At 55.2% G+C, this 26604-nt stretch carries 19 protein-coding genes and 1 pseudogene; 13 read left to right on the top strand and 7 right to left on the bottom strand.

Features of this window, described 5'->3' with window-relative positions; translation table 11 throughout:
• Positions 1–166 precede the first annotated feature (166 nt).
• Positions 167–835: an MgtC/SapB family protein gene (locus ABC395_RS25455; RefSeq protein WP_413006500.1), complete on the top strand. Its 669-nt coding sequence runs from the start codon at positions 167–169 to the stop codon at positions 833–835.
• Positions 836–995: 160 nt separating this feature from the next.
• A complete protein-coding gene (locus ABC395_RS25450) occupies positions 996–1496 on the top strand; it encodes a hypothetical protein (protein ID WP_413006499.1) in 501 nt (166 codons plus the stop codon).
• A gap of 193 nt (positions 1497–1689) precedes the next feature.
• Here ABC395_RS25450 and ABC395_RS25445 read toward each other — a convergent pair whose 3' ends face one another.
• The gene (locus ABC395_RS25445) at positions 1690–3501 is read right to left on the bottom strand and encodes a methyl-accepting chemotaxis protein (RefSeq protein ID WP_413006498.1); all 1812 of its coding nucleotides are present in this window, start codon (positions 3499–3501) and stop codon (positions 1690–1692) included.
• A 674-nt stretch (positions 3502–4175) separates the two neighbouring features.
• On the opposite strand from ABC395_RS25445, the gene ABC395_RS25440 reads away from it, so the two are divergent.
• Together ABC395_RS25440 and ABC395_RS25435 are read left to right on the top strand one after the other, a co-directional pair.
• Complete coding sequence (locus tag ABC395_RS25440) at positions 4176–5540, top strand: extracellular solute-binding protein (RefSeq protein ID WP_413006497.1); 1365 nt, start codon at positions 4176–4178, stop codon at positions 5538–5540.
• An 801-nt stretch (positions 5541–6341) separates the two neighbouring features.
• Positions 6342–6731: a hypothetical protein gene (locus ABC395_RS25435; RefSeq protein WP_413006496.1), complete on the top strand. Its 390-nt coding sequence runs from the start codon at positions 6342–6344 to the stop codon at positions 6729–6731.
• On the opposite strand, the gene gdhA is transcribed toward ABC395_RS25435, so the two are convergent.
• Positions 6728–8110: an NADP-specific glutamate dehydrogenase gene (gene gdhA, locus ABC395_RS25430; RefSeq protein WP_413006495.1), complete on the bottom strand. Its 1383-nt coding sequence runs from the start codon at positions 8108–8110 to the stop codon at positions 6728–6730. The two genes, ABC395_RS25435 and gdhA, sit on opposite strands and share 4 nt — an antisense overlap.
• A 165-nt stretch (positions 8111–8275) precedes the next feature.
• On the bottom strand, positions 8276–9940 hold the full coding sequence (locus ABC395_RS25425) for an MFS transporter (protein ID WP_413006494.1): 1665 nt from the start codon (positions 9938–9940) through the stop codon (positions 8276–8278).
• Positions 9941–10184: 244 nt separating this feature from the next.
• Here ABC395_RS25425 and ABC395_RS25420 point away from each other — a divergent pair, with 244 nt between their 5' ends.
• Both ABC395_RS25420 and ABC395_RS25415 read left to right on the top strand, forming a co-directional pair.
• Positions 10185–10613 (top strand): MarR family winged helix-turn-helix transcriptional regulator, encoded by a 429-nt coding sequence (locus ABC395_RS25420; RefSeq protein WP_413006493.1) that lies wholly within the window; start codon positions 10185–10187, stop codon positions 10611–10613.
• A 258-nt stretch (positions 10614–10871) separates the two neighbouring features.
• Positions 10872–11750, top strand: a complete 879-nt coding sequence (locus tag ABC395_RS25415; RefSeq protein WP_413006492.1) for a polysaccharide deacetylase family protein — start codon at positions 10872–10874, stop codon at positions 11748–11750.
• 236 nt (positions 11751–11986) lie between these two features.
• Here the strand turns inward: ABC395_RS25415 and ABC395_RS25410 are convergent, their stop codons facing one another.
• The 3 genes from ABC395_RS25410 to ABC395_RS25400 all read right to left on the bottom strand — a co-directional run bounded on the left by ABC395_RS25410 (position 11987) and on the right by ABC395_RS25400 (position 16159).
• Positions 11987–12832 carry an alpha/beta fold hydrolase gene (locus ABC395_RS25410; protein WP_413006491.1) on the bottom strand — a complete coding sequence of 282 codons (846 nt, stop codon included), beginning with the start codon at positions 12830–12832 and terminating at the stop codon, positions 11987–11989.
• A 747-nt stretch (positions 12833–13579) separates the two neighbouring features.
• The gene (locus ABC395_RS25405) at positions 13580–14785 is read right to left on the bottom strand and encodes a cytochrome P450 (protein WP_413006490.1); all 1206 of its coding nucleotides are present in this window, start codon (positions 14783–14785) and stop codon (positions 13580–13582) included.
• A gap of 342 nt (positions 14786–15127) precedes the next feature.
• Positions 15128–16159 (bottom strand): LLM class flavin-dependent oxidoreductase, encoded by a 1032-nt coding sequence (locus ABC395_RS25400; RefSeq protein ID WP_413006489.1) that lies wholly within the window; start codon positions 16157–16159, stop codon positions 15128–15130.
• 319 nt (positions 16160–16478) lie between these two features.
• On the opposite strand from ABC395_RS25400, the gene ABC395_RS25395 reads away from it, so the two are divergent.
• From ABC395_RS25395 to ABC395_RS25370, 6 genes are all read left to right on the top strand, one after another.
• Positions 16479–16853 carry a winged helix-turn-helix transcriptional regulator gene (locus ABC395_RS25395; protein ID WP_413006488.1) on the top strand — a complete coding sequence of 125 codons (375 nt, stop codon included), beginning with the start codon at positions 16479–16481 and terminating at the stop codon, positions 16851–16853.
• Positions 16854–16874: 21 nt separating this feature from the next.
• Positions 16875–17813 (top strand): helix-turn-helix transcriptional regulator, encoded by a 939-nt coding sequence (locus tag ABC395_RS25390; RefSeq protein WP_413006487.1) that lies wholly within the window; start codon positions 16875–16877, stop codon positions 17811–17813.
• Between the two features lie 66 nt (positions 17814–17879).
• The gene (locus ABC395_RS25385; protein ID WP_413006486.1) at positions 17880–18377 is read left to right on the top strand and encodes a GyrI-like domain-containing protein; all 498 of its coding nucleotides are present in this window, start codon (positions 17880–17882) and stop codon (positions 18375–18377) included.
• Positions 18378–18494: 117 nt separating this feature from the next.
• Entirely contained in the window at positions 18495–18881 is a 387-nt protein-coding gene (locus ABC395_RS25380; RefSeq protein WP_413006485.1) for a hypothetical protein, read from the top strand.
• A gap of 26 nt (positions 18882–18907) precedes the next feature.
• Positions 18908–19330 (top strand): SRPBCC family protein, encoded by a 423-nt coding sequence (locus tag ABC395_RS25375; protein ID WP_413006484.1) that lies wholly within the window; start codon positions 18908–18910, stop codon positions 19328–19330.
• A 1-nt stretch (position 19331) separates the two neighbouring features.
• A complete protein-coding gene (locus ABC395_RS25370; RefSeq protein ID WP_413006483.1) occupies positions 19332–19721 on the top strand; it encodes an ArsR/SmtB family transcription factor in 390 nt (129 codons plus the stop codon).
• 696 nt (positions 19722–20417) lie between these two features.
• On the opposite strand, the pseudogene ABC395_RS25365 reads toward ABC395_RS25370, so the two are convergent.
• A pseudogene (locus tag ABC395_RS25365) lies at positions 20418–21879 on the bottom strand (alpha-amylase).
• Between the two features lie 290 nt (positions 21880–22169).
• Between ABC395_RS25365 and ABC395_RS25360 the strand changes: the two are divergent.
• Positions 22170–26243 (top strand): bifunctional 2',3'-cyclic-nucleotide 2'-phosphodiesterase/3'-nucleotidase, encoded by a 4074-nt coding sequence (locus tag ABC395_RS25360; protein ID WP_459564683.1) that lies wholly within the window; start codon positions 22170–22172, stop codon positions 26241–26243.
• Positions 26244–26604 lie beyond the last annotated feature (361 nt).

Genomic DNA, 26604 nt, shown 5'->3' with positions numbered 1-26604 from the left:
CCGGAAATCAGACAGCCGAAACCGGGGAATAGCCGGGAAACCGCCGCCGGTGAGGCCTTTTTCCACGGTCCGGCGGTGTATTCGCTTAAGCGGATGAGCTTAACGGCTCAGGCCTTATAAGATTCAGCCGTCTTATCGTAGAAAGACGCGGCAGGGGAGTGAGACAATGGTTCAATTCGATTACTTGTTGAGGGTGCTTGTCGCAGGTATATGCGGTGCACTTATCGGATACGAGCGGAAAAGCCGCTCCAAGGAAGCGGGGATCCGTACTCATTTTGTTGTGGCCGTGGGTGCGGCGCTTATGATGACGATTTCCAAATACGGCTTCCAGGATCAGCTGGACTGGCCCAATCTCGGTCTAGACCCATCCCGTGTGGCTGCGCAGGTCGTCAGCGGTGTAGGCTTCCTGGGCGCCGGCATGATCTTCATGCAGAAGCAGACGGTGAAGGGGTTGACGACCGCGGCCGGCATCTGGGCAACGGCCGGGGTGGGGATGGCCGTCGGTTCGGGCATGTATTGGCTCGGCATCGGCGTCACGCTCCTGATTTTGGCTGCGCAGAAGGTGCTGCACGGCCGGTTTAATTGGCTCGCGGCTCCGAAAAGCGAGCATTTGTTCATACGTCTGGCTAACGAGCCGGACGCTCTGGAGACTGTCCTGGCGGCCGTCCGGGACCGGGGCATCAAGGTGCTCAGCTTCACGATGGACAATGCGGCCAAGGAAACCGATGAAATCGTGCTGGAGATTACCGTAAGGCTGCCCGAATCGTACCGGCTGGAGGAGCTTCTGAGTCTGACTCGCGAAGTCCCGGCCCTGCTAGCCATCGAGGTTCAGTAAACCTGTTGTGACAATACCGTCCCCCGTCCCGGAGGGCGGTATTTGTTTTGAACGCGAAAAGCCCGCGCTGCATATACTGCATAACCGGAGCAGGAACACCGAAAATTCTTGCAACCGTTCGCAGAACGGATATCCAAACTTTTTAGCCGAGGTGAGGCTGGTGGGAACCCGATTATTAGCCGAGCAGTTGATTCAGCGGCGCTATCCTCATTTGAGATATGTCCGTGTTCATACGGACGGTAAAAATACGGCGGTCATCTACGCGTGGAACGAAGAACTTCTTCTAACCGCGGAAGACATTGCCCATTTGAAAGAGTTCGCTTTGAGCTATTTGCTGCCTCATGTCTGCTTTAAAGTAAAACCTTACGACCAGATCAAGGCTGACGGCATTCCGCAGGCCCGCGTCCAGGAGCTGCCGGAGACGATCTGGAAAGCGGCGGTAGCCCGGGAATCCAGTCAATACCGCATTGCGGCGGCGCTGAACGAGATGTTCACGTCGAGCATCCGCTTTACCTTCAGCCGGTACGATTCGGTTACGGGTACCGTCCATTTCGTGGCCCGGGCTTCGGTTCCCGTCACCGATGCGGTCAAGGAGAGAGTTCAGCGCTACCTTTATGAAATGCTTCCGCTGGGAGCCCGGAGCGAGGTCACGTACTATTGAGAGACCTCCCGTAAAAAAAGATCACCCCTGCGTGAAGCGGATGCGCTTCGCTGCAGGGGTGGTTTGTTTTCCGGCCGCCGTTTTTGGGGCGGCCGGCTTTATTTAGTCCCGGCGGTATCCCGCTGGGGTTTAGTCCAGAGCAAGTGCGGAGGACCTGCGGGCTTTATCCGGCTGGATGAGGCATAGGATCCGCTCAGTTGTCCGGCTCCAGCTTGAATCGCCGGGTCTCGCCGATCAGATGCTGGGCCGTCGCTTTAAGCTGGTCGGACATGTCGGTCAGGGCGACGACGGCCGTCCGCTGCTCTTCCATCGTTGCGGCGACCTCCTCGGTTCCGGCCGCGGTCTGCTGGCTGATCGCGGACAAGTTCGAGATGGAATTCAGCATGCCGTCTTTTATCGCGGTAATCTTCTCGATACTCTCGGACATGACTTGAATGCGGGAAGTGGTTCTTTCAACCGCGTCCGAGATGCCTGTAAAAGCAACCTTCGTGTACTCCAGGGACTGGTTCTGCTGGCTCATCAGCTCGTTATACTCGGTGAAAGACGAAAGCGTACTGCCGATTTCCTGCTGAATGTCCATGACGATGGAGTTGATAATGTCCGCGGACTGTTCCGACTGCTGGGCCAGTTTCTTCACCTCATGGGCGACGACGGCAAAGCCGGAGCCATGTTCGCCGGCTCTGGCGGCCTCGATGGAGGCATTCAGCGCAAGCAGGTTGGTTTGCGAGGCGATTTCCCGGATAATCCGGATGATATGGCCGATTTCTTCGGACTTCGTTTTGAGCGCGTGAACGATGGCATGGGTGTGCTCGTTCTTCCGGGTTCCTTCCGCCGCAAGATCCTGCAGGGAATTCAACTGCTGGAGTCCGGCCGCGCTCAGCCCTTCCGTATCCCGCGCGATGGCTACCGTCTCTCCGGTATCTTCCCGGAGACGGAGCATCAGCGAGTCGATGTCGTTCACCATCTGGCTGTTCTGCTCGGCTACGGCCGCCTGTTCGCCCGCCCCGGTGGCGATTTCCTCGACGGACCGGGTGACCTCCAGCGAAGAGCCGGAGAACGACTTCGTCTGCTGGAACACTTCGCCGGCCACTTCCGTCACGGTATGCGCCGAAACCGACACCTGGCGGATCAGCCCGGCCAGCGAGAGGGCCATGTCGTTGAAGCTTCTGGCGAGATCGGCGATCTCGTCTTGTCCTTTCAGCTTCACCTTATGCGTGAAGTCGCCCTCTTCAAGTTTGTGCATCCCGCTGCGCAGCGCCTTAATCCGGGCGGCAAACTGGCGTACGAACAGATAGAGACCGGTCATGCCGATGACAAAGGTAATACCGAGAATCCAGACGGTCTGGATCTTAATGTTGTCGCGCATCACGCCGGCCATGGCGTTCAAGCCGAAATCAAGCCCGATGACGCCGATGACGGTGCCGCTGGCATCCTTGACGGCTTTGGACAACGTCATGGTCGAGATGCTGGTGTTCACGGCGTCCAGGTACGGATCGGACCAGTTTACTTTATCCGGGTTGGCGATGGCCGCTTTGTACCAGCCGCGTTCCCGCGAATCGAAATTCGTGAGATCGACTTCAAGGGGGACCTTGGGGTAAATGTAGGACTGGCCTTTGACCGTCGAGTAGAACATGCTCAAATAATAGTTCTGATCGAGCAGAGTAGGGAAAAAGTTTACATAAAAATCGTTTTGACGGACATCGTTCACTTTCTGCATATTCTGGTAGTCAGTCCGCTTGGGTTCAGGGAAGGCGTATTTATCAAGCTGCATTTCGGGTTTGGCGGCTGCTTCCAGAACGAGCTTCTCCGCTTCGGAGAACATTTCGGCGAAGCGGGGAGACAGCTTTTCCAGCTCTTCTTTTTTGCCGGTTACTGCCGTGTAGTTGACGAATTCGGTCTGTTTGTAAGTGAGATAACCGAGCAGAGATGCGGGCAGCAGCAGCGCGACGGCTATAATGATAAACAATTTTCCCTGGACGCTGCGCAGCCGGTTTAAACCCTTCATAGATGATCCTCCCTAAACAATATCCATTTAAATTTCCCTGTATAGTCTGAAATAAAGCGGCACGCAGGCACTGTCCGGCTGGAAACCCTGAATTTAGGCTTCCGCAGGTGCTGAATGGCAGTTAATTTAAGTAAGTTTCCATCGAGATACCTGTCTTACTTTTGTAAGCGTGTTCAATAATGCTGTATCGTGCTGTTTAATAAGAGCATAACCCGACCTTTAAAGCGGGTGTGTAACTTGCAGACCTGGGGCGGTCATGCCGGCGCTTCTCATCTTAAGTTAAATGAATTGGCCCGGCAGTATCGGATATAGTCCTGCTTACATCGCTCCTTCCAATAAACTCATGTATGGCCTTACATGAAATGTAATCTTTTGCAATGCAGTTTTACATTTTAATTTCGTATTTCGACAAAAAAATACACCATCCTCTCCATTTCGATATGAACACAAGGTATTCTAAAAAAATTCAGCCTTCGAAACGGATCATCAAGTTTGCAAGGAATTAGAGGCGAAATAAACACCTGTGGTATCCGGTCAAAAGTTTGCAAGAGGCCGGGAACAGCGGAAAGTGGCCGAACTGAGAACCGTGTGGGTTACAAGTAGAACAAATGGAGGCGTCCTATGGTATACTATTGTTAAATTATGTCTGCCAGATCTGGACGAGGAGATTTACCATGAGCAATAAGCCAGACCGTATTACGTTTCAAACCCGGTTCGAGGAGATGGTCGGAACCCTCCGCAAAGAGATTTTATCTTCTATCCGGTCCGCGGGCGATTACCTGCCTTCCGAGCTGGCTTTGGCGGATCAATATCTGCTGAGCAAAAAGTCCGTCCGCAAGGCGCTGGATATCCTGGTGTCCGAAGGACTGATCGAGAAGGTTCCCCGGGTGGGAAACCGGATTATAAAGCCGGACGCGGAGCACGCCGTCACCGTAAGGATCGGCTGCTACCCTTCGCTGGATAGCGAAAGCGGACTGCAGGAGCTGTTGCGGCAGTTTCGGCTTCAACACCCGCATATTCAGGTGGAGACGGCGGCGCTGCCTTATACGAATTATCCCGATTCGGTGCGGGGTTATTTGAGAAGCGGCTGGATCGACGTCATGTCCCTCAACAATTGGAACTTTCTTGAGATGGCGGACCGTGACGCGCTCGACCTGTTCGAGCCCCGCCCGCCGAATCCGGCTCCTTATTCCTTCCTGCCAGGCGTGTTCGCCCATGGCGGAAAGCAGATGGCCCAGCCTATGCTGTTCTCGCCGGTCATTCTCTGCTATAACAAAACGCTGTTCCGGCAGCTCCAGCTCCACGAGCCGGACAGCAACTGGTCCTGGGACCGGCTTTCGGAAGTCGCTCTGCGGATCAGGAAGGAGCGGGGCATTTCCGGCTTCTATGCGCATATCGCGTCGACCAACCGTTTTCCGGTGTTCCTGCTGCAGAACGGATTTAAGTTCAATCGCACGGAAGACGGCTGCCGGTTTGACGATCCGCTGCTGTGGGAGAGTCTGGGGGCTTTCCGCGACCTGATCCATACCCAGGGTCCGGTTCCCTCTTTTTTGTCCGAAGGGGACGCTGACGCGGAGAAGCTGTTTGCCCAGCAGAAAACGGCGATGATCATGACGACCTACTACGGCTTGAAATATTTAAAAGATCTGCCGTTCGAGTACGATCTCGCCCCACTGCCCTACACGGGCAGGGCCAGGACGCTGCTGCTTGTGACGGGGCTTGCCGTTAACCGGACGTCCAGGCACAAAGAAGCGGCGGGCATGCTGGTCGATTTCCTCTGTTCGGAAGCCGCGCAGTTGTCTTTGCGGCGCGAGACGCTCAGCATTCCGGCCTCCAAATCTGCGGCGGAATGGGAAGGGGCGGATACGATGTACAGGCCCTCGCGTTACTATATGTACCGCGAAATCATTCCGACGTTCGGCGGCTATGAGGAGCTGAACATCACGATTGAGGAACTGGACAGGCTGCGCAGTGAATTGAAGCTGTTCTGGTCCAATCTGGAACAGTCCGAGTCGGTAATCGAGCGTCTCGCCAGATAGCCCGGACGATTCCATTGGGTTACCCCGCATACCGCCGGGTATTTCGTTTCCTCACAGGCTTGAAAGTAGTAGTAGAATAAATGTGCCGCATCACTTTCCACAAGATAGTGAAACCGCTTATTCAGGCAGGGGGGATTTCGATGCCTTCGCCTGCAAGAACGGTTTCTTTTTTGCATAACGGCCGGACCGATTTTATCCAACAGGAGAATCCCCATGACGATACTTGAAACGGAAACATGTCAATATAACGGCAGGTCGGCTTGACCCGTGCCAAAGAAACGAGGATCGGCAAGCGAAGCGGTTCGGAGTAGGCGGCTTCATTTCGAATGCTGTCCGGCCACCGACCTGGATCTGTTCATCTTCGAGGACTCAGTTCGGATCGGAAAAGGTAGAGAGTGAGCCGGAGGAGAGCGGCCATCTCTCGCAGAGCCCGCAGGAGGCAGTCAGTGCCGCCGAAACGAACGGATAGACCAGAATGGCCATCCGGGGTTTCCCGTGTCTCAGGAGTCCCCTGGAGCGTCTCTGACGGCGGACTCAAGCTCTCCGGGGGCGGCTGAGGCGAGGCTGTGCCGGACGGCAGAGGAGCTTCCTTCGCCGCGGAGGCATCGGCCGAGGCCGGAATGCCCGCTGCGGAGGCTGCCCCGGCCCGGCTCTGGCGTCCGCCGCAGGCGCTGTCCGCACTGCCGGCCATGCTCCGGCTTGCAGAGACTGCCGGCGCCCCGGGTATGCAATCGCCGGAGCGGACGCCGATGTCTAAAGCTCTCCGAAAAGAGAGCGCCGACCCGGCATTTCCCGGAAGCGATGGTGAAGCTGATCAAAGGAGGGAGCCTCGGCTCTATCCGGCTGCCTGTGCTCAATGATATGGGCCGCGGGATTTATCACACTCAGGCTGATCGTTTACAACCAACCGCAAGCGTTTTGATAAGTAACACATACACAATCAGGGGAGGAAATACGGATGAAAAAGATGCTGAAGAACATGCTGACGACGGTGGTTATATTTGCGGTAACGGCGGGAGTTGTTTGGCTGCTGAAGAAGTAGCTCTCCGCTCCCATACCGGTTTGGGACCCCAAGCAGCCGATACGGCGGAATTCGATTGTTCCGCCTTAGGTGATCAAAAAAAGCCTCGACCGGCCTTAAAAAAGGCGGTGAGGCTTTTCATGTATATGTCCGGGCAGAAGTCAGATTAAATGATGCCTTGGGCGATCATGGCGTCGGCCACTTTCTTAAAGCCCGCGATGTTCGCGCCTACGACCAGGTTGTCCGCGTGATCGTACTCGGCGGCAGCCTCAATCGAAGCCTGGTAAATGTTCTTCATAATCTGGTGGAGCTTCGCATCCACCTCTTCGAACGTCCAGGATTGGCGCATGCTGTTCTGCGACATTTCCAGCGCGGATACCGCCACGCCTCCGGCGTTGGCTGCTTTGGCCGGGCCGAAAAGAACGCCTGCCTCCAGGAACGCGTCGATGGCGTCAAGCGTCGTCGGCATATTCGCGCCTTCTCCGACTGCTTTTACACCGTTGCCGATGAGCGTCTTGGCGGACGTGATGTCGATTTCGTTCTGCGTCGCGCACGGGAGGGCGATATCGCAAGGAATCGTCCAGATCTTCTCGCAGCCTTCATGGTAGAAGGAACCGGGATGGAGGAGCGTATACTCGCTGATCCGTTTTCTCTCGACTTCCTTCAGCTGACGGACCGTCTCCACATTGATGCCGTTCGGATCGTAGATATAGCCGCCGGAATCGCTGCAGGCCACTACTCTCGCGCCGAACTGCTGGGCTTTCTGCATGGCGTAGATCGCCACGTTGCCGGAGCCGGATACGACGACGGTGCTTCCGTCGAAGCTCAGTCCTTTGGCATGAAGCATTTCGTGCACGAAATAAACGGTGCCGTAGCCGGTCGCTTCCGGACGGGCCAAGCTGCCTCCGTAAACAACGCCTTTACCGGTCAGGACGCCCGCTTCGAAACCGCCGCGGATCCGTTTGTACTGTCCGAACATGTAGCCGATTTCACGGGCTCCTACACCGATATCTCCGGCAGGAACGTCCGTATCTTGGCCGATATATTTACAAAGCTCCGTCATGAAGCTTTGCGTGAAGCGCATGACTTCCCCGTCGGATTTGCCCTTGGGATCGAAGTCCGATCCGCCTTTACCGCCGCCGATCGGCAGACCGGTCAGGGAATTTTTGAAAATTTGCTCGAAGCCGAGAAATTTGATGATGCTCTCGTTAACGGAAGGATGGAACCGGAGTCCGCCTTTGTAAGGCCCGATGGCGCTGTTGAACTGAACGCGGAAACCGCGGTTTACCCTAACATTGCCTTGGTCGTCCACCCAGGGAACACGGAATGAAACGAGCCTCTCCGGCTCGACTAGTCTTTCGAGAATACCGGCTTTCATGTAATGCGGGTTTTTGGCGAAAACGGGAACGAGGGATTCCACGATTTCCTTAACGGCTTGCTGGAATTCATATTGATTCGAATTACGCTGTAAAACAGTCTGATAAACTTCTTCAATATACTTTCTTGCCGCCACTTCGTTTACGGCCTTGCCTCCTAGCGATACTCCCATTCACTTCACCAGCCTTGTTCGGTTTAATTTTCTAATACTATTACATGTTTTTAATGGGAGAGCAACCATATTTCCATAAAAAATGCTTTATAGGGCGATAAAAAAGGTCGATAGCAAAATCCGAATTTTATTTGACCACTGGATGATTAATGTACGATTTTAGCGTCAGATATGCTCTCGCGGGGGCTTCGGAAGGGCTAAAACAGGGGCCGTATCCTGCGCGGACCGAGCTTTTGCGGCCTGTTCTTTCTGGACAAGCGAGCGTCCTTTTCCAGTCAGTGCCTTACCGGTTGAAGCCAGCAGCATGACGATGCCGAGCACCAGCAAAAATGTGAACAAATTTTGATAAGCGCCGAGAAGCGCCGTTTTTTTTACCTCTATGAGAAGCGTGGAAGCCGCCGTCTTTTTCGCTTCCGCGGCGGAAAGACCCCCGGCTGTCAGACGGCCTGCCAGCTCGGATATTTTGGCGTTCAGGGCCGGATTGGTCACGTTCATCTGGTTGCGGAGCGTTTCATAGTGCACGGCGCTGTGACGGAACAGAAACCGGCCGACGAACGGAGCGGCTACGGCGCCCGCGAGATTGCGCATGAAGTGCAGGGATACCGAGCGCAGAGCCGCGTGGTGCAGGTTGCCCGCCATGGCCGTGCCGAGCGCGCCCGAGATCAGCGTCATGGAGATGCCGCCGCCCAGACAGGCGATCTGCATATACATGGTGGACAAAGGAACCTCCGCGTCCAGATGCAGCCATTGAAGGCTGACCGCGATGACTGCGAGAGAGCCGATGAATCCGAGAATTCCCGGACCCAGGCGATCGTACAAAACCGTGCAGAGCAGAGCGGACGCCATGATGCCTATGAAAAACCAGAGATAAAAGTACGTGAGGTTCATAAAAGGAATCTCCCGCACGCTTCGCAGCACTCCGTTGGTGCCGGCCAGAACAATAATCAGTGAGATGTGGCTGGCTATGCTCATCACAGTGCCGAACACAGGCTTGGAGAACAGGAGTGCTCTCCATGGCAGCAGCGGGTTCTCCTTACCGTAATCAAGCGTCAGGAAGAGGATGAGCAGCAGCAGACAGATAACGAAGAACGGCCAGACATAGAGCGAACCCGGCCCTTTTTCCTGCAAATAGTAGAGCGGAACCGTCAGCACCGACATGAAGAGAGTCAGCGCAGCGATGCCGCTTTTGTCCGGCGCGGGCCTTGAGGCCGGCGATGAAGGTTCCGCCGGAAGAGCGGAAGGCCCGACCAGCAGGCACAGGATGGACGTTACGGCGCTTAAGGCAAACAGCCAGCGCCACGTATCCGACGTCAGGGACAGGGAACCGAGCAGGGCCCCGACGGCGGACGAGCCGAACAAGCCTCCGACGGCGAGCAGCAGGAACCGGTTGCGCACCCGGTTAGGGAAGGAGCGGAGACTCACGGGCAGAATCGTAAGGAATAGCGAGCCTGATCCGAGGCCCTGCAAAATTCTTCCCAGCAGAAGAAGCCCCATGTTGGGGGACAGCAGGTTGAGCAGCGACCCCAGAAGAAATACGAGCATAAATGCGGAATAGCTTCTGCGTATGCCATAGCGCCTGGTAACCGCAGGTCCGATCGGGACGCAGAGAGCGAAGGCCAGATTGGACACGATGGACAGCAGCAGCAGGCCCTTCGAGCTCGAGGTCAGCGTACTTTGAATCAGGGTCTGATTGAGAATGAACGAGACGTTCAGAAAATATTGGGGACCGATCGTCAAAATCGTCAGGACGGAAATAATCAGATGGGATGGAATCCTTCTGATTCGCGTACCTGCGGCGGAGCCGGTCCCAGGTGCAGTAAGCTGGGTCATAAAAAAGACCTCCCGGAAGCATAGGATTTTATATATTTCATTATACAAGTTGTATGATACAAATTGCAGTATACACCAAAACGCGGATAAATCAACCGGCAATAACCGGGTTTTCTTCTGTGAAGGGATCGTTAAGAGGGTCCCGCCTGATTTTATATGGAACCGAGATTGCATAATACAAGCGTCCGAATGTATCCTAAAAGTAATCAATTGAGAGCCTGCGGAAGCGCGGGAAGGAGCCGACATGAAGGATATTTTGGAGAAGATCGAATACGAAATCGCCCTGCTCGTGCGCCTGACGACGGCCATCAGCCCCAAGCTCGGCGAACTGGACCGTTCCGGCTATATCCTGCTGAGCAAACTTGAGGAGAGCGAGCCCGTGGCCATCCATGCGATCGCCGACGAACTCCGGCTTAACGTATCGACGGCGAGCAGACAAATCGCGGCACTGGAAGCGAAGCAGTTTATCAGACGCTCTCCCGACCAGAGAAACGGCCGGACAAGCCTGATTGAAATAACTCCCCGTGGCAGAGAGGTGTTCGGCAATGTCCGCAGAGCGCGCATCGGAGCGTATTCGGAGATTTTGGGAAGCTGGCCTGAAGCGGAGCTTTCCCGGCTGGAGGAAACCTTGGAAAAGCTGAATCTTTCTCTCGCCGATTGGGAGAAAAAGTGATTTAAAAGCTCTTCCTATCCGCAAAACCTGCTATAATTGAGCCGGAAGAAACCGCCAACCGCGGGCAAGCGGAGAAGCCGGATAACCGAATAGATCCGATAAGTCCCTTCTTAGACAGGATGTTGACCGGAAGGTTGCATGCGTGCCGTCAGAAGGGATTTTTTTGTGCTGCATTCATCGGTTTGAACCCGGAACCGTCCGCTTACGACTATAGTATAGTGCGCTTATTACGACGGAGTATGAGAGGTTAGCATAGGAATGAAAAACATAGTTTTGGCGGCCTGCGGCATCGTCTTGGGGATTCTTCTGATTCTTGCGGTGGGATGGGACCGGAATGGAAGGGGCAAGGGGGCAGGTCCGGTCTATTACGAGAATAAAGCCATCGTCCTGCTGTACCATGATATCCGGAAGACGGCCGGCAACCGCAAGGATCTTCCATCAACCGTGACTCCCGGGCAATTTGAGGAGCATTTGGAGATGCTGAAGGAGCGGGGGTTTCGAATCGTCCCGATGGAACAGTTTGTGCAGTTTATGCGGGAAGGCGGGAAATTGCCGCCCAATGCCGTTGTTTTGACCTTTGACGACGGGTACGAAACCTTTTATACCGAGGCCCTGCCGATTTTGAAAAACCACGGCGTGACGGCTTCCAACTTTATCGTCGGCATTTCATCGGACCAGTTCAATCGGGACGCCGAGCCCCATTTGAACTGGAATCAGATCCGCGAGCTGAGGGATGCGGGCATGGGCATTTATAACCACACTTACAATCTGCACCGGCAAATCCCCGAAGGCGGGACGGAGACGATGACCCCGGCGCTAATCACCCGGATGTTTCTGGAGCAGAAGAAGCGGGGCGAAATCGACGGGGAGTACCGGACACGGATCCGCAGCGACATCGCTTTTCTGGAAAAGAGGCTGGATGAAGAAACGGGCAAGCACCGCCGTCTGCTGGCTTTTCCCTATGGGGCTTATACGGACGCTGTCGCGGTAGAAGGCCGACGGGCGGGGATCGAGCTCTTTTTCTCGATTGAAGACGGGATTAACCGGCCGGGGAGCGAAATCGTCCGCCGAATAAATGCCGGAGAACCTTATATAACGGCAGACGTTTTGTGGAGCATGCTCAAAAAAGTTTTTTAACTTTTTGAACCGGTGCCGGCACCTGCGGCGAAGCGAAGCCTCCATGGGAGAGGAGAAACCGGACGAAGAGCTTAGGAGGAACCGTAAGCTTCTCCGCGGTTGTCTACGGCACTTTAAGCCCGAGCCGGGGTGCAGGCAGATGAGCCGCTTTTCGGCATTTAGGCGGCGGGATTACAAAAGAAAGCCTTCGGAACCGCTTGTAAGAGCGGCTTCGAAGGCTTTTTTGGCGTGACAAGTTATAAAGCGGCATATTTGGCGATACCGCCGATAATGGCGGGCCATTCGGCCCGCGGCAGCTCGTGCCCGGTACCCTCAAGCGTTAACAGCTCAGCACCCCGAATCGAGTCGCGCAGCGCTTCCCCGTGTCCGTAAGGGATGATGGGATCTTCCGTGCCGTGAATCACAAGGGCAGGCGCTTGAATCTCGCCGCTCCGGCCCAGGTAGGCTTCTCCGCCTGTCACAAAACTGTGGTTGAAAGAGCTCGCGTAGTTAAGGGCCCTCGCAATGTCTTTTTCGGCCAGGGCGGTTACTCTTTCTTCGTCAAACGAATGCTTGGACCCCGTAAGGATGCGCCATTTGTCAACGGCGTTCCGAAGGAGCGCTTGCGGATCGGACCAGTCCATCTCTCCCATGGAATTAAAGAAAGCTTCGACCTTCGCTTCCATCGGGGGCAGCTCTTCCCATCCGGGACCGAAATACATCGTGCTCAGAAGCGAGATGCCCTGCACGCGATGCGGATGCCTGAGGGCGATGATCTGAATGAGCATGCCTCCCATGGACATTCCCGCGAAATGGGCTTTTTCTACCCCGTAGGCGTCCAGAACGGCGATGGCATCGTCCGCCATGTCCTCGAACGTATACCCGGGACGACCCGGTTCAGAGGTTGCGGAGCGACCGGTGTCGCGGTTATCGTAGCGGATCACGAAGAAGCCTTTCGAGGCCAGCAGCCTGCAAAAATCTTCTTCCCACCACAGCATGGAAGCCGTTGCCCCCATAATGAGCAGGACAGCCGGATGTGCGGGATTCCCGAAACTTTCCGTGCAGAGTTCAATATCCTTAACGCGTATCATTCGTTCACTCATGTTTATATACCCTCCGATTCTTAGAAAAAAATAAAAAACACAGGCGCTGCCTGTGTCGGGTGACCGGAAAGGAACGCGAGTGCCCCGAAGTCTCTTACGCGTGTGTGTTCCCCTGGCTGCTCGGCAGCCTGGACCTCAGCGTACACCGCCGCGGCATCCGTCCGGGGGAAAGCCGATGCCCGAAGCGGGCAGCGGCTCTTGCCCCGAAAGAGTCCGGCCACACGGTGAGGCGGCACGGAACACGCGGCTGATCAACATTTCCGTTACCGGAGCACCGAAGGGATGCCGGAGGGCGGCCGCGACGAAGGGCTTGCTTACGGCGGCAGAGGGCATAGAAAAAGAGGACGGAGAAGTCCCGCCCTCTTAAGCCTATGGCTAATTTGGGTTATGAAGCAGGCAGACCAATCCCGATCACCCTGCACAGGGCAGGGCCTTTAAGCGCTATTTAGTTAGCTGCGTAAAGTCGATCGAAATTAACTGTTCCCACACATAACCCTCCGTTCATTATAAGATAAGCACATTTTACCATTTCACCCCAGTGAAGGCAAGAAGGGAAATAAAGCGGATGGGCAAATCGTGCACCCGGCAGGAAGCCGAACTCTGCATTTCTTGCAGAAGCCGGTCTTAAGATGTGCCTTTTTCGGGTTCTCTGGACGGCGGTCCCTCATCCGCATGATTTCGGCCCGATAGGCGGCCTGCCCGGCGCCCCACATGCAGGAGGGTTCAGGCTCCACTCCTCCAAGCGGCTTACTCTTCGACAGTAACCGGCAGCGAAGTCAGGTTGTGGCTGTTCGGAGCCAGGTGATCCTGCGGCCGGAAGTCGTCCGGGATCGAGTAATCCGAGAAGCGGTCCACGAACGTTTCCAGCGCCTTCACCGCTTCCATTCTGGCGAGCGGAGCCCCCAGGCAGAAATGCTGGCCGCTGCCGAACGTCAGGTGCTTGATGTCCTTGCGCTGCACGTCGAACGATTCACCGTCCGGAAACTGGTTTTCATCCCGGTTGGCGGACGAAACCCACGCGATGATCAACTGGTCTTTTTTCATCCTCGGGCCGAATACGTCCGTGTCTTCCCCGATTCTCCGGTCCAGAGAAGCCGCAAACCGGTAGCGCAGCGTTTCTTCAACCGCCTGCGGCACCAGACTCCGGTCTCCGCGCAGCTGACGGTAGGCACCGGGCTGATCCTTGATCAGGCTGTAGAACATGTTCGTCAGCAGCGTGGTCGTGGTTTCGTTCCCGGCGCCGAGCAGACCCATAGCGGTCTGGGCGACCTCGGCATCCGTGAAAAAGGCCCCTTCATATTCCGCGAGAATGAGATCGGAGATGATGTCGTCCCGGAGCTGCGTCCGCTTCTGCCCGACAATCGGGAGCAAATATTCGATAAACTCTTTACTGGCCCGGCCTTTAGCGGCCTGCATCTCTTCGATATGCTGAAAATCGTGGGGCATGAACAAAATATCCGACCAGTCTTTAATCTGTTCCCAATCTTTCGAAGGCACTCCCAGCAGATCGGCGATGACCGTGACGGGCAGAGGAATGGCCAGTTCTTTTACGAGATCGACGGATTTTTTTTCCGCTACGCTGGCCACAAGCTCGTCCACGATATGTTGAATGCGTGGTTTCCAGTCTTCCAGGCTGCGGGGAGTGAAAGCCTTGGCCAGCAGTCCTCTGCGTTTGCGGTGATCGGGCGGATCGGAGAAAATCAGGTTCACTTTATTGTCGCTGAGGGGAACCGGAATCAGGCTCCGCTCTCTTTTGCTGGGAAAAAGTTTGTAGTCGCTCAGAACTTGCTTGGCATGGTCATAAAGAAACACATTCCACGTATCCTGCCGCTCATCATAGAAAACCGGCGATTCTTCGCGCATTTTTTGGTACCAGGGGTAGGGATTCCAGAACTCGTCCTTCGTTTTGAAGCCGGTAATTTCGTGAATGAACAACTGCTCTTTAACCGCCATAATAAAGCCTCCCTCTTAAGAAAGAATAGATTGGTGTACAGGCCATCTTAATTTTTACCCTTTTTTGGTTAAAAGGAAACAAATGTTAATTATTATGAGCGGATGGATTATTTTATCCATGTTCCACGTGAAAAAACCGCCTGCCCGGAAAGGCAAAGCGGTTTGGAGAAAAATGCCGGTTAAAGCCGCAAGCGGCAGGTCAGTGCCATCGCAGGCTGAGAGCCGGGCGGGCGCGTAACAAGCGGGTGTGTAAAATGATACCGCTGAGGCGCTCAAGTGAGAAAAAATCCGGGAACGGATTATCCCCTTCGAATAAAAGAACCGCCGGACAGTCCGCCAGTTTTATTGCTCCCGGGCGGCTTCCGCCAGAAGCTCATAGGAACGCAGCCGTGCCGCGTGATCGTAGATCTGAGAGGTGATGATGAGCTCGTCCGCCTGCGTCTCCGCCAGCAGGTAGTCGAGCCTCTCCCGCACGGTCTCTTTCGTTCCGGCCGCCGTGATGCTGAGCTGCTTCCGGACGACGGCTTTCTCGTGCGGACTCCACAGCTCATCCATGTTGTCCACCGGCGGGTTGAGCAGACCGGTCTGTCCGCGGATGAGCTTCAGGAACTGCTGCTCGTGGGAGGTCGCCAGCCTGCGCGCCTCCTCCTCGGTATCGGCGGCGAAGACATTGACGCCGATCATGGCGTAAGGCTCCTTCAGCGCCCCGGACGGGCGGAAGGAGCTGCGGTACAGCTCCAGCGCCGCGATCAGGTAATCCGGCGCGAAGTGGCTGGCGAAGGCGAACGGGAGGCCGAGCTGGCCGGCCAGCTGCGCACTGAAGCCGCTGGAACCGAGCAGCCAGACCGGAATGTTCAGCCCTTCGCCGGGCACGGCTCTTACACGGCCCGCGGAAGCGACGGGTCCGGGGGTTAAATAGCCCCGCAGTTCTTCGAGCTGCTGCGGGAAGTGCTGGCCGTCGCTCTCGGGACCGCGGCGGAGAGCCCGGGCCGTCAGCTGGTCGGAGCCGGGCGCCCGTCCGAGGCCCATGTCGATGCGGCCCGGATAGAGCGACTCCAGTGTGCCGAACTGCTCGGCGATGACGAGCGGCGCGTGGTTCGGCAGCATGATGCCGCCTGAGCCGACGCGGATTTTCTTCGTGCCGCCGGCGACGTGGCCGATCACGATCGAGGTCGCCGAGCTTGCGATGCCCGGCATATTGTGATGCTCGGCCAGCCAGTAGCGGTGATATCCCCACTGTTCGGCGTGCTGAGCGAGATCGAGTGTATTTTTTAACGAATCCGCGGGTGTGGCTCCGAGGACGACCGGAGCCAGATCCAGAATGGAGAGCGGGATACGGGTGATGCTTTTTGCCGGTTGGTTGGTGTCAGCCATCGGAATCAGCCTCCTGAATTAAAATGCCGGACCGGATATCGTACCGTCCGTGCCGGATAAGGAAACCCCTGCCTTCGGATACAGGTAGGGGTTCATGTTCGTGTTTTTGACAACATGCCTTAAGCTTGTGCCGCCTCTTTTTCGGATCGGAAAACGGGGATTTTGACAAAGCGCGTATCTTGTTTTATAGAATCCTCTATTTGAGGGAGGAACATTCAGCCTGCGTTAATTACTGTTATTATGAAAGAGTGCATTTTTGAATGCAAGTACCTACTTTTAAGTAATATAGATACCTAAAGGATACTAAAGGAGCGTAGTCATGGAGCCGGAATCTTATAAACAATCCGTAGAGCTGACCCTCAAGGTAGTCGGAGGCAAGTGGAAGCCGGTTATTTTATGCCATCTGACGGAAGGCACCCGCCGTTTCGGCGAACTCAAGCATAGTATGCCGGAGATTACCCAAAAAATGCTGACGCAGCAGCTGCGTGAACTGGAGCAGGACGAAATCGTTCACCGGGAAGTATACAAACAAGTTCCTCCCAAGGTGGAGTATTCTTTGACGCCTTACGGCCGCACTATCAAGGAAGTGCTGAACGTCATGTCGGAATGGGGTGTCAGGCACAGGCATAGAATCGGGCCCGGACAGAAGCCGGACACGGAAGAGGTGTCCGCACCGAATAATGAGGAATTATGAATTCCGGAAAGGATGACGGCAGTGAAGATAGACCGACTGCTTGCGATGACGGTGCTCATGCTCAACCGGGGGCGGATAAGCGCCAAGGAGCTCGCCGAACGGTTCGAGGTGACGACGAAAACCGTCTACCGCGACATGGAGACGCTCAGCCGGGCGGGAATTCCGGTTGTCGCCCATCAGGGCGTATCCGGCGGATTCGAGATTATGGAGCCGTATACGCTGGCCAGACAGCTTGTCTCGCTGAAAGAGATTTCATCGCTGCTTGCAGCCGTTAAAGGCGTAAGCAGGGCCCTCGACGATCAGACTTACGCTAATCTGGCGGAAAAGGTGCAGGGGCTTCTATTGCGGACGGATACCGCGGATTGGGAGCGCCGCAAGGACGAGCTCGTTTTTGATTTCCACCCGTGGGGGCAGGGAGAGGCGGCGAAAAACAAAGTTTCTCTCTTAAAAGGGGCGATTGAAGAAGGCCGGCGGGCCGCTGTCACTTACGTGAACACGAACGGGACGGAGACCGAAAGAATCGTTGAACCGGCGGCCCTTATCCTAAAGGGCTCCGTCTGGTATCTGCACGCGTACTGCATGATGAGAAAAGAATTCCGTATATTCCGTCTCTCCCGGATTGCGGATTTGTCCGTTCTTTCCCAGGCTTCGGAGCCGCGTGAAGTTCCTTCACTTGAGGGATACAGCTGGAACTCGGAGTGGCTTGCCCACAAGGAAGTGGAGATGACGCTCCATTTCCGGCCGGAAGTGCGGCACCGCGTGGGAGACGCTTTCCCGCCCGGTCTGGTGAGTGTGCTGCCGGACGGAAACTTGTGCGTCCAAGGGGTTTTTGCGCTGGACGAATGGTTTTACGGGATGCTGCTCAGCTTCGGCGACAGCCTTAAGATCGAGCATCCGCCCAGCCTGGCCGGAGAAATCCGGGAGCGGGCCCGCAAAATTTTGCTTCGTTACGAAAACTAGGACATACAGGTGTCCACTTTTCCCGGCTACACTACTTTTAAACAGGGAAAAGAGGAGAATGAATCTATGAAAATGAAATCTGTTTTGGAAAATAAACCATCCTTCAGACTGGCGGGCGTGAGTGTCCGAACCACGAACGCCGCGGAGGCGGGACCGGAAGGAAAGCTTTCACAGCTTTGGCAGCAGTTTTTCGGCAGCGATCTTGCATCCAGGCCGGGCGTTGTGAACCCTCATCTGATTTACGGCCTTTATACGGATTATGAGAGTGACGCGTCGGGAGAATATACGGCGCTGCTGGGCCACGAAATCAGCGGAGATGCCTCCGCGTCCACGGCCGGGTCTTCCGGTCTTCAGCTTGCGGAAGTACCCGCGGCCAAATACATGGTTTTCGAAACCCGGCAAGGCCCGGTAAAAGAAGTTGTGCCGCAGCTGTGGCAGGAAATCTGGACCTATTTCCAAAACGCGGAGGAACAGCGCACGTACACGGGAGATTTCGAGGTGTACGACGGCCGCGGCTTTGATCCCGAGAACAGTATCGTGCAGATTTATATCGCTATCCGATAAAGTGAAGACGCCGGCATACCCAGCCGGCGTTTTTCTTGTCTTGACATGCAACCTTAAGGTTTCCTATAATCAAATACGAAACCAAAACGTTTCCTAAAATTACGGAGGAATGGCACCATGTCAGAAGTATTGCTCAAAAAACTTCGTTATAAAGAAGGACGGGCTCTCGTCCTTAACGCGCCTGAAGGATACCGCCTCGGCATAGAAGCGGAAAGCGGAGGCTCGCCCGAAGATAAGGCCGGTTTCGTCCAGTTGTTTGTAAACGACGGACAGGAGGCCGATGAGTGGGTGCCGAAGGTAATCCCTATGCTTGAAGAGGACGCCGTTTTCTGGATTACGTATCCCAAGCAGAGTTCCAAAGTCAAAACGGACATTAACCGGGATACTTTAGCTGCAAAGGTACAAAATAACACGGAATACCGGCCCGTCAGCAATGTGGCCGTCGACGACAAGTGGTCTGCTTTGCGTTTTCGCCGTTCGGACCTGGTAAAATCCAAGAAATAAATACCTGCTTACAGGAGGAATTATAGATGACCGACACACCGAACCGTCTGCCGGATATCCGACAGACTCAGCTTTTTAACGCCCCGATCGAGAAGGTATGGAACACGGTGGCCACATCCGAAGGAATCGCCGCATGGTTTATGCCCAATGATTTTCAGCCCGAACTCGGCTATGAATTCCATCTTGAAGCGGGGCCTTTCGGGAAATCTCCCTGCAAAGTGACCGAGCTTGATCCGCCGAACCGGCTTTCTTTCCGGTGGGGCAAAGACTGGACGCTGACCTTCGAGCTGGCCGACCTGGACGGCAAAACCGAATTCACCCTGATCCACGCGGGATGGGATCCGGAGAAGGTGACCGAATTCGGCCAATCCCATGCGGAGGTGCGCGAGCGTATGTCCGGCGGCTGGACAGGTCTGGTCGAGGCACTGCGCAAGCACGTCGAGGCCTGATATGGGCGCGGCCGAACCGAACCAGGACGTATTTCAGGCCATTGCGGACCCGACCCGCCGCAAGGTCCTGAATCTGCTTGCCGGGCAGGAGATGCCCGTCAACGCGATCAGCGGCCACTTTCCGATGAGCCGGACGGCCGTTTCGAAGCATCTGCGCATTCTCGCCGATGCCGGCCTTGTCCAGGAGCGGAAGGTCGGCCGCGAGAAGCGGTACCGGCTTCAGCCAGAGCCTTTGCAGGAGCTGAAGCGGTGGCTCGCGTACTACGAGCGGTTCTGGGAGAACCGGCTCTCCGTGCTTAAGCAGCTCGTGGAGGCGGACGAACCCGGCGAAGGCGGCGGAGGCAGTCCGGCTTCCGGGCTCAAGGCCGTGGAGCCGGGAAGCAGGCAGTAGCCCGCCCGGCTCCTGCCGCCCGCGCAGACTTCAGGCGCGGTGCTGCGCCGTAGACGGAGCGCATCCGTGTATACAGGCGCGAGCCGGCCGCGGACGGCGGAAGCCCGGAAGCCCGAACCCCCGAACCCCCGAACCCCGGAATCCCGGAACCCCGGAACCCCGGAACCCCGGAACCCCGGAACCCTCTTCTTACCGAGGGGCCGGGCTACCGGGAAGCTTTGCAGGTCCACCCGTCAAATCACGGGAAGCTTTGAAGGCGTGCCAGTAAATGTTTCACGGGGAACAATGTTGACCACTGTCATGTGACGTCGAGCACCATGCGCTGAAAGCTTCGCGTGGTGCGGAACAATAGGGTAGAACTCTTATTAAACAGGCGACAGACTGTGGCGGGCGGTTAATTCGTATCGGGAAAGTAAATCCGGCACCTTGCAGAATTTAGTTTGGCTGCGTACAACCACGTCTAAACCAGCTGCTGCGCCGCGTCTTGGCCGGTTGCTACGGCCTTTAAGCCGGCCGGCCGGCGGCTTGGCATTTCCCGTAAAAAGCAAAAAGCGGGGGCTCCTTGCAAGGAGCCCCCGCTTTTTTTGCCGTTTTTACCGGGAAGAGGGAAGAGCATGGCCGGCCGCACCGGATGCCCCGCGCGCCTGCCCGCCCGGCTTCGGCTTCACTGGCGCATGCGTGCCGTAAACCCTCGCATCAGCCCTCATCCGGCTGCGCCCAGACGGACACGCTTCCCCCGTTCACCGGGAAGGCGGCAAAACCGTCTTCGCCGATGGTGATCTCTTCTTCCCGCGTGCCGGTCATATCAAGCCACACCTGTCCGGCACGCTCTTCGCCGACGAACATGCGCTTCTCGCCGTCGTCGCCGTTGGAGATGACGACCGCGCAGCCGGAGCGCTCGATTTCCGCGATTCCCCGGCGGACCCAGCCGATCGTGTTCGGGTGATCGAAGTAGTCCTCCTGCTCGCCGTAGGCTTTATGCTGGCGGGCATAGAGCAGCGGATCGATGGCCGCCGCCTTCCCTTCTGCGGGAGCCTCGCCGCCTATGCCGAAGTAATCTCCGTAGAAGACGCACGGATAACCGTCCTTACGGAGCAGGACCAGGGCATACGCGCTCTGCTTGAACCAGTCTTCGATCCACGATTCCAGCGATTCGTTCGGCTGGGAGTCGTGATTGTCCACAAAGGTGACGGCGTGCAGCGGATGGGTTTGAACGAGCGTGTCCTCAAACACGGTCGTGAGGTCAAAATCTTTGCCGGCCTGCGAGGCGGCGTGGAGCTTGTAATGGAGAGCGACGTCGAACAGATCGATTTTATAATCGACGTTATCGAGAAATTCACGGCAGGCCGCTACCTCGGGATTCCAGAATTCGCCCACGATATAGAAGTTTTCTCCGCGTTTCTTGATCATTTCGCTTGCGAATTCCCGGATGAAATCGTGGTTGATATGCTTGATGGCATCCAGCCGGTATCCGTCGCACTGCAAAGTGTCGACGAGCCATTTGCCCCAGGTGATCATCTCTTTTCTCACGCCTGGATGACTGTAATCGATGTTGGCGAACATGAGATAGTCGTAGTTGCCGAATTCGTCGTCCACGTTGTCGTTCCAGCTCTTATTCTCTCCGAGGATGCGGAAAATGCCGGTTTTATCTTCCTTGGCGTCGTAATCGGTGCCGTTAAAATGCCCGAAATCCCATTTGAAAGCCGAGTATTTGTCGCCGCGCCCCGGAAAAGTGAATTTCGTCCAGCCTTCGATATCGAAAGGCTCGGAAATCACCTCGTTGCGGTTCTGGTCGTTCACTTGAACCACCTTGAACAGCTCTTTCTCATCCGCGCCCGCTTTATGATTCATCACAAGATCCACGTAAACGCAAATCTCGTTGTCCTGGCACGCTTTGATGGCTTCCAGCAGTTCCTCTTTCGTTCCGTATTTGGTCCGGACCGTCCCTTTCTGGTCGAATTCCCCCAGATCGTACAGGTCATACACGCCGTAGCCCGTATCCTGGTCGGACTGGCCCTTCGTAACCGGGGGAATCCAGACGGAGTCGAACCCCTTCTTTTTCAGTCTCGGGAGCCAGCTCCTTAAGCCGTTTCCAGTGGGAGCCGTCCGCGGGGACGTGCCACTCGAAAAACTGCATCATCGTATGATTCCTTGTCATTCCTTTTCCTCCTAATCGACTATGGGCCTTTTGTAGCAAAGGGTCGCTCATCTCTTTTGGTCTAAGGAATGGTTACCCAAGTGGACGTCCTGTCTAAACCCGCGTGGTTTAAATGGGCTGTCTCCGGGATTGACCGGTGGTTAAATACGGGACTTAAGAATCATTTTAAGCGTTTTCATCAAAATTATTAAATATTTTACACACGGTTAATTCCGAACCTGCTAAAATCGGTAAGTAACTATTTTCAGGAAGGTGGAATTCTCGCAATGGGATCCAGGAAGTTCAGAAGAATGAAGAAGCTCGCGACCGCTTCCCTCGCATTCGGCATCATTTCATCCCAGTCTCTAGGAGGCATTGTGCAAGCGCAAACATCCGCTTCCCCGACCGTTAATCTTCGTATCATGGAAACGACGGATTTGCATACGAATCTTGTAGACTATGATTATTATAAGGACGCTGCGGCGGCAAGCGTAGGTTTGGCCAAAACCGCCACGCTGATCAAGGAAGCGCGTAAGGAAAACCCCAACACGTTCCTTGTCGACAACGGAGACTTGATCCAGGGGACTCCGCTTGGAACCTACATGGCCCAGATTAACCAGCTCAAAGACCCCGGCGCCATTCATCCTGTCTACAAAGCTATGAATCTATTGGATTACGATGCGGCTACCTTCGGCAATCATGAATTCAACTATGGCCTTGATTTTCTCGACAAATCGATCAAAGGGGCCAAATTCCCATACATTAACGCTAACGTGTACATAGATGACAAAGATAACAACCCGGATAACGACGTCAACAAGTTCACGCCTTATCTGATTATGGACAAGACGTTCAAAGACGAGAACGGCAACGATCAGAAAATCAAAATCGGCGTCATCGGACTCGTGACTCCGCAAATCATGGAGTGGGACAAAGTTAACCTTACCGGCAAAGTCGTGGCCAGGGACATCGTCGCGACGGCCAAGAAATTCGTGCCTGAAATGAGAGCCAAAGGTGCGGATATCGTGATCGCGATGGCGCACTCCGGTTTTGACGGTACGGCTGCGGCGAATGACCAGCTCGCCGAGAACGCGGTTCTGCCTCTCAGCAAGGTGCCCGGCATCGACGCGATTACGTTCTCGCACTCTCATAAGGTGTTCCCTACGCCTGACGTGAAGAAGCTCGACGCGCTTTTTAAAGACGCGAACGGCAACCCGGTTGCCGGCGTAGACAACGCCAAGGGCACAATCAACGGCGTTGCGGCCGTACAGTCCGGCTACGGCGGCTCGAACCTCGGTCTTATCGACTTGAAGCTCGTGCAGGAGAGCGGCAAGTGGAAGGTTTCGAATTCCCAGTCCTCGACCCGTTATATCTATGACAGCACGGCCAAAAAAGCGCTTGTGGATACCGATCCGGCTATCGTACAAGCGGTTTCGGCCGAGCACGAGGGCACGAAGAAATACGCGAACCAGCCGATCGGCGAAACGACGGCTCCGATTCACAGCTATTTCGCGCTTGTGCAGGACGACCCTTCGGTCCAGATCGTCACGAACGCTCAGAAGGAATATGTGAGCAAGTACATTTCGACGACTCTGCCGCAATATAAAGACCTTCCGATTCTCTCCGTAGGCGCTCCGTTCAAAGCCGGACGCAACGGCCCGTCGGAGTACACGGATATCGCCAAAGGCCCGATCGCGATCAAGAGCGCGAGCGACCTTTATCTGTACGACAACACGCTGAAAGCCGTCAAAATCAAAGGCTCCGGCGTGAAAGAATGGCTGGAAATGTCGGCGGGCATGTTCAATCAGATCGACCCGGCCAAAACGGATGAGCAGCAGCTTCTGAACGCCTCCTTCCAGGTGTTTAACTTCGACGTGATCGACGGAGTGACTTACCAGGTGGACGTAACGAAACCGGCGAAATACAAAGTGGACGGAGCCGTTAACGACGCTTCTTCCAGCCGGATTGTGAATCTCCAGTTCAACGGCAAGCCGATCGACCCTAACCAGGAGTTCATCGTGGTGACGAACAACTACCGCGCAAGCGGGGGCGGGAACTTCCCGGGTCTCAAGAACGCGGAGCTGATCGTGGATTCCGCGGACGAAAACCGTCAGGCGCTGATGGATTATATTTCCGAACAGAAAACGATCAACCCGGCCGCGGACAAAAACTGGTCCATCGCACCGGTTACCGGCAATGTGAAAGTCACGTTCACAAGCTCTCCGAGTGCCGTTACGTATCTGCCGGAGAACCCGCATATCAAGAGCACGGGGGCCGCGACGGACAAAGGCTTCAGCGTCTATTCCATCGACCTGAGCGGAAAAGGCCAGCCTCAACCGGACAACAAGAACGTCAAAGTCCAGCTCCTCGGCATTAACGATTTCCACGGTCAGCTCGATACGACGACGGAAACCGCGACCGGCAAAGTGGGCAGCGCCCCTTACCTGGCGACTTACTTGAAAGAAAGAAAGAAAACGAACCCGAACACACTGCTCGTTCATGCAGGTGATTCCGTAGGCGCGACCGCACCGGTCTCCTCGATGGAGCGCGACAAGCCGACCCTGGAATTCATGAACATGCTGAAATTCGACGTAGGCACGCTGGGCAACCACGAGTTTGACCAGGGCGTAGGCGCTATGCTCGCTCAAATCAAGGGCGGCACCGATACGAAGAACAAAGACGTGACCTTCGATAAATTGAACTTCCCGTACGTGAACGCTAACGTGGTGGACGAGAAGACGGGCGAGAACATTCTGCCTTCTTACGTAATCAAAGAGGTGGGCGGCCAAAAAGTCGGATTTATCGGCGTGGCGACCAACTCCACTCCGTCCAAAGTATCTCCGGACGGCCTGAAAGGCGTTAAGTTCGTTGAACAGGCTCCCGTTGTAAACAAAGCCGTACAAGAACTGAAAGCCAAAGGCGTAAAAGCGATCGTCGTTCTGGCGCACGATCCGGCAAGCGTGAAAGACAACGTGGCTTCCGGCGAGGCGGTTGATCTGGCTAACGCGATCGACGATGAAGTCGACGTAATTTTCGCCGGTGACAATCATGCCAAAGTTAATACGGTCGTAGACAACAAGCTGATCGTTCAAGCGTATTCCTACGGCACGGCGTTTGCCGACGTCGACCTCGAAATCGATCCGGCTACGGGCGATATCGTGAAGAAAACGGCGGAAATCGTTGATGTGAAGCAGGAAGGCGTAACACCTGATGCGGATACGGTCGCTCTGATCAACAAATACCTGGACAAATATCCGGTTCTGAAGCAGCCTGTCGGTACGACGGATTCCGTGATTTCCAGAAACAACGCCTACAACGAAGAAGCTCCGCTGGGTAACCTGATTGCGGACGCTATGCGTGACGGCATGAACACGGACTTCGCTTTCATGAACCCGGGCGGTATCCGTGCCGATCTGCCTAAAGGAGACATCAAGTTCTCCGATCTCGCGAAAATTCAGCCGTTTGGCAACACGCTCGTTAAAATGACGCTGACAGGCTCCCAGATCAAAACGCTTCTGCAGCAGCAGTGGGGCAAGAAATCGGACGGATCCGCAGATACCAAAACGCTGCAAATTTCCGGTCTGAAGTATACGGCCGACTTTAGCAAGCCGGCAGCCGAGCGTATCGTGAAGCTGACGAAAGCGGACGGCACTCCGATTGAGGATGCCGCCGAGTATACCGTAACCGTGAATAACTTCATGGCTGCGGGCGGTGACAACTATAAAGTGCTGGTGGAAGGCAAAAACTCTCAAGCCGGCCTGATCGATCTCGATGTGTTCTACAACTACATCACGAAAACGTTCAAAGGCGGCAAAATCACGGCGGCTCTCGACGGCCGTATCGTGAACCTGAAGTCGTTCGCGGACGTTCCGCAGACACACTGGGCTTATAAAGTCATTCAGGAGCTTTCCGGCAAGCAGATCATCGACGGCGTAGCCGACAACCGTTTCGAGCCGGAGCAGGATGTGACCCGCGCCCAGTTCGTGAACATGATCGTGAAACAGATGAAGCTCGTCTCTTCCAAGCCGTCCGCGTTTAAAGACGTGCCGGCCGGAAACTGGTATGCGGAAGCCGTAGCGGCCGCATCCGAGAAGGGCATCGTGGAAGGCAATTCCGCAGATACCTTCGCGCCGGACCAGAAGATTACGCGTGAAGAGATGGCGGTCATGATTACACGCATGTACGCGCAGCTTCAAGGAACGACAGGTACGCCTAAAGCTGTCTTTACGGATGGCGGGGAAATCAGCGCCTGGGCCAAAACGGCTGTGGAAACAGCCGCCGAGAAGGGCCTGATGACCGGACGTGCCGATGGCGTGTTCGCACCTCGTGCGAAAGCCACACGTGCGGAAGCGGCGCAAGTCATTTATAACGGCATTACGAAGTAACCGGATCGCGTTTGCGGCATGGCGCCGAGCCATCCGGAAAAGCCGCCGGGGGATACAATTCCCCGGCGGTTTTTTTGTATTAATTTTCGCGTCATAAATGGGCTTTTTATTATCGTTAATAAGTATAAAAAATCCGTGAATTTAATAGCCTGATAGAGAATTATCCCCTTCCAGTGGATAAAAACATCCCTGTTAACCTTTTGTAAAACCATTATAATTATTAGTAACCGGCATAATAACTTCCGCAAATTTATCCTCAGTTTTTCCCCACTTTCGGCTTGTCGTCATTCATAATTAATCAATAATTTTATTGTAAAATTCATTCACTTCAGTCTTTCTGTGAGCAGCGCACGTTTGCCCT

This window comes from Paenibacillus canaveralius (assembly GCF_047238265.1).
In the GTDB taxonomy this organism is placed as follows: domain Bacteria; phylum Bacillota; class Bacilli; order Paenibacillales; family NBRC-103111; genus Paenibacillus_F.
The sequence above is the reverse complement of the archived record's forward strand: the minus strand, read 5'-3'. Positions and strand labels throughout refer to the sequence as shown.

Coding starts and splice junctions, on each gene's coding strand:
- ABC395_RS25405 (WP_413006490.1), bottom strand. CDS start 14,785: ATGGCGGTTAAAGAGCAGTTGTTCATTCACGAAATTACCGGCTTCAAA.
- ABC395_RS25415 (WP_413006492.1), top strand. CDS start 10,872: ATGAAAAACATAGTTTTGGCGGCCTGCGGCATCGTCTTGGGGATTCTT.
- ABC395_RS25395 (WP_413006488.1), top strand. CDS start 16,479: ATGGAGCCGGAATCTTATAAACAATCCGTAGAGCTGACCCTCAAGGTA.
- ABC395_RS25455 (WP_413006500.1), top strand. CDS start 167: ATGGTTCAATTCGATTACTTGTTGAGGGTGCTTGTCGCAGGTATATGC.
- ABC395_RS25435 (WP_413006496.1), top strand. CDS start 6,342: ATGGTGAAGCTGATCAAAGGAGGGAGCCTCGGCTCTATCCGGCTGCCT.
- ABC395_RS25400 (WP_413006489.1), bottom strand. CDS start 16,159: ATGGCTGACACCAACCAACCGGCAAAAAGCATCACCCGTATCCCGCTC.
- ABC395_RS25410 (WP_413006491.1), bottom strand. CDS start 12,832: ATGAGTGAACGAATGATACGCGTTAAGGATATTGAACTCTGCACGGAA.
- ABC395_RS25425 (WP_413006494.1), bottom strand. CDS start 9,940: ATGACCCAGCTTACTGCACCTGGGACCGGCTCCGCCGCAGGTACGCGA.
- ABC395_RS25360 (WP_459564683.1), top strand. CDS start 22,170: ATGAAGAAGCTCGCGACCGCTTCCCTCGCATTCGGCATCATTTCATCC.
- gdhA (WP_413006495.1), bottom strand. CDS start 8,110: ATGGGAGTATCGCTAGGAGGCAAGGCCGTAAACGAAGTGGCGGCAAGA.
- ABC395_RS25420 (WP_413006493.1), top strand. CDS start 10,185: ATGAAGGATATTTTGGAGAAGATCGAATACGAAATCGCCCTGCTCGTG.
- ABC395_RS25370 (WP_413006483.1), top strand. CDS start 19,332: ATGGGCGCGGCCGAACCGAACCAGGACGTATTTCAGGCCATTGCGGAC.
- ABC395_RS25440 (WP_413006497.1), top strand. CDS start 4,176: ATGAGCAATAAGCCAGACCGTATTACGTTTCAAACCCGGTTCGAGGAG.
- ABC395_RS25375 (WP_413006484.1), top strand. CDS start 18,908: ATGACCGACACACCGAACCGTCTGCCGGATATCCGACAGACTCAGCTT.
- ABC395_RS25380 (WP_413006485.1), top strand. CDS start 18,495: ATGTCAGAAGTATTGCTCAAAAAACTTCGTTATAAAGAAGGACGGGCT.
- ABC395_RS25385 (WP_413006486.1), top strand. CDS start 17,880: ATGAAAATGAAATCTGTTTTGGAAAATAAACCATCCTTCAGACTGGCG.
- ABC395_RS25445 (WP_413006498.1), bottom strand. CDS start 3,501: ATGAAGGGTTTAAACCGGCTGCGCAGCGTCCAGGGAAAATTGTTTATC.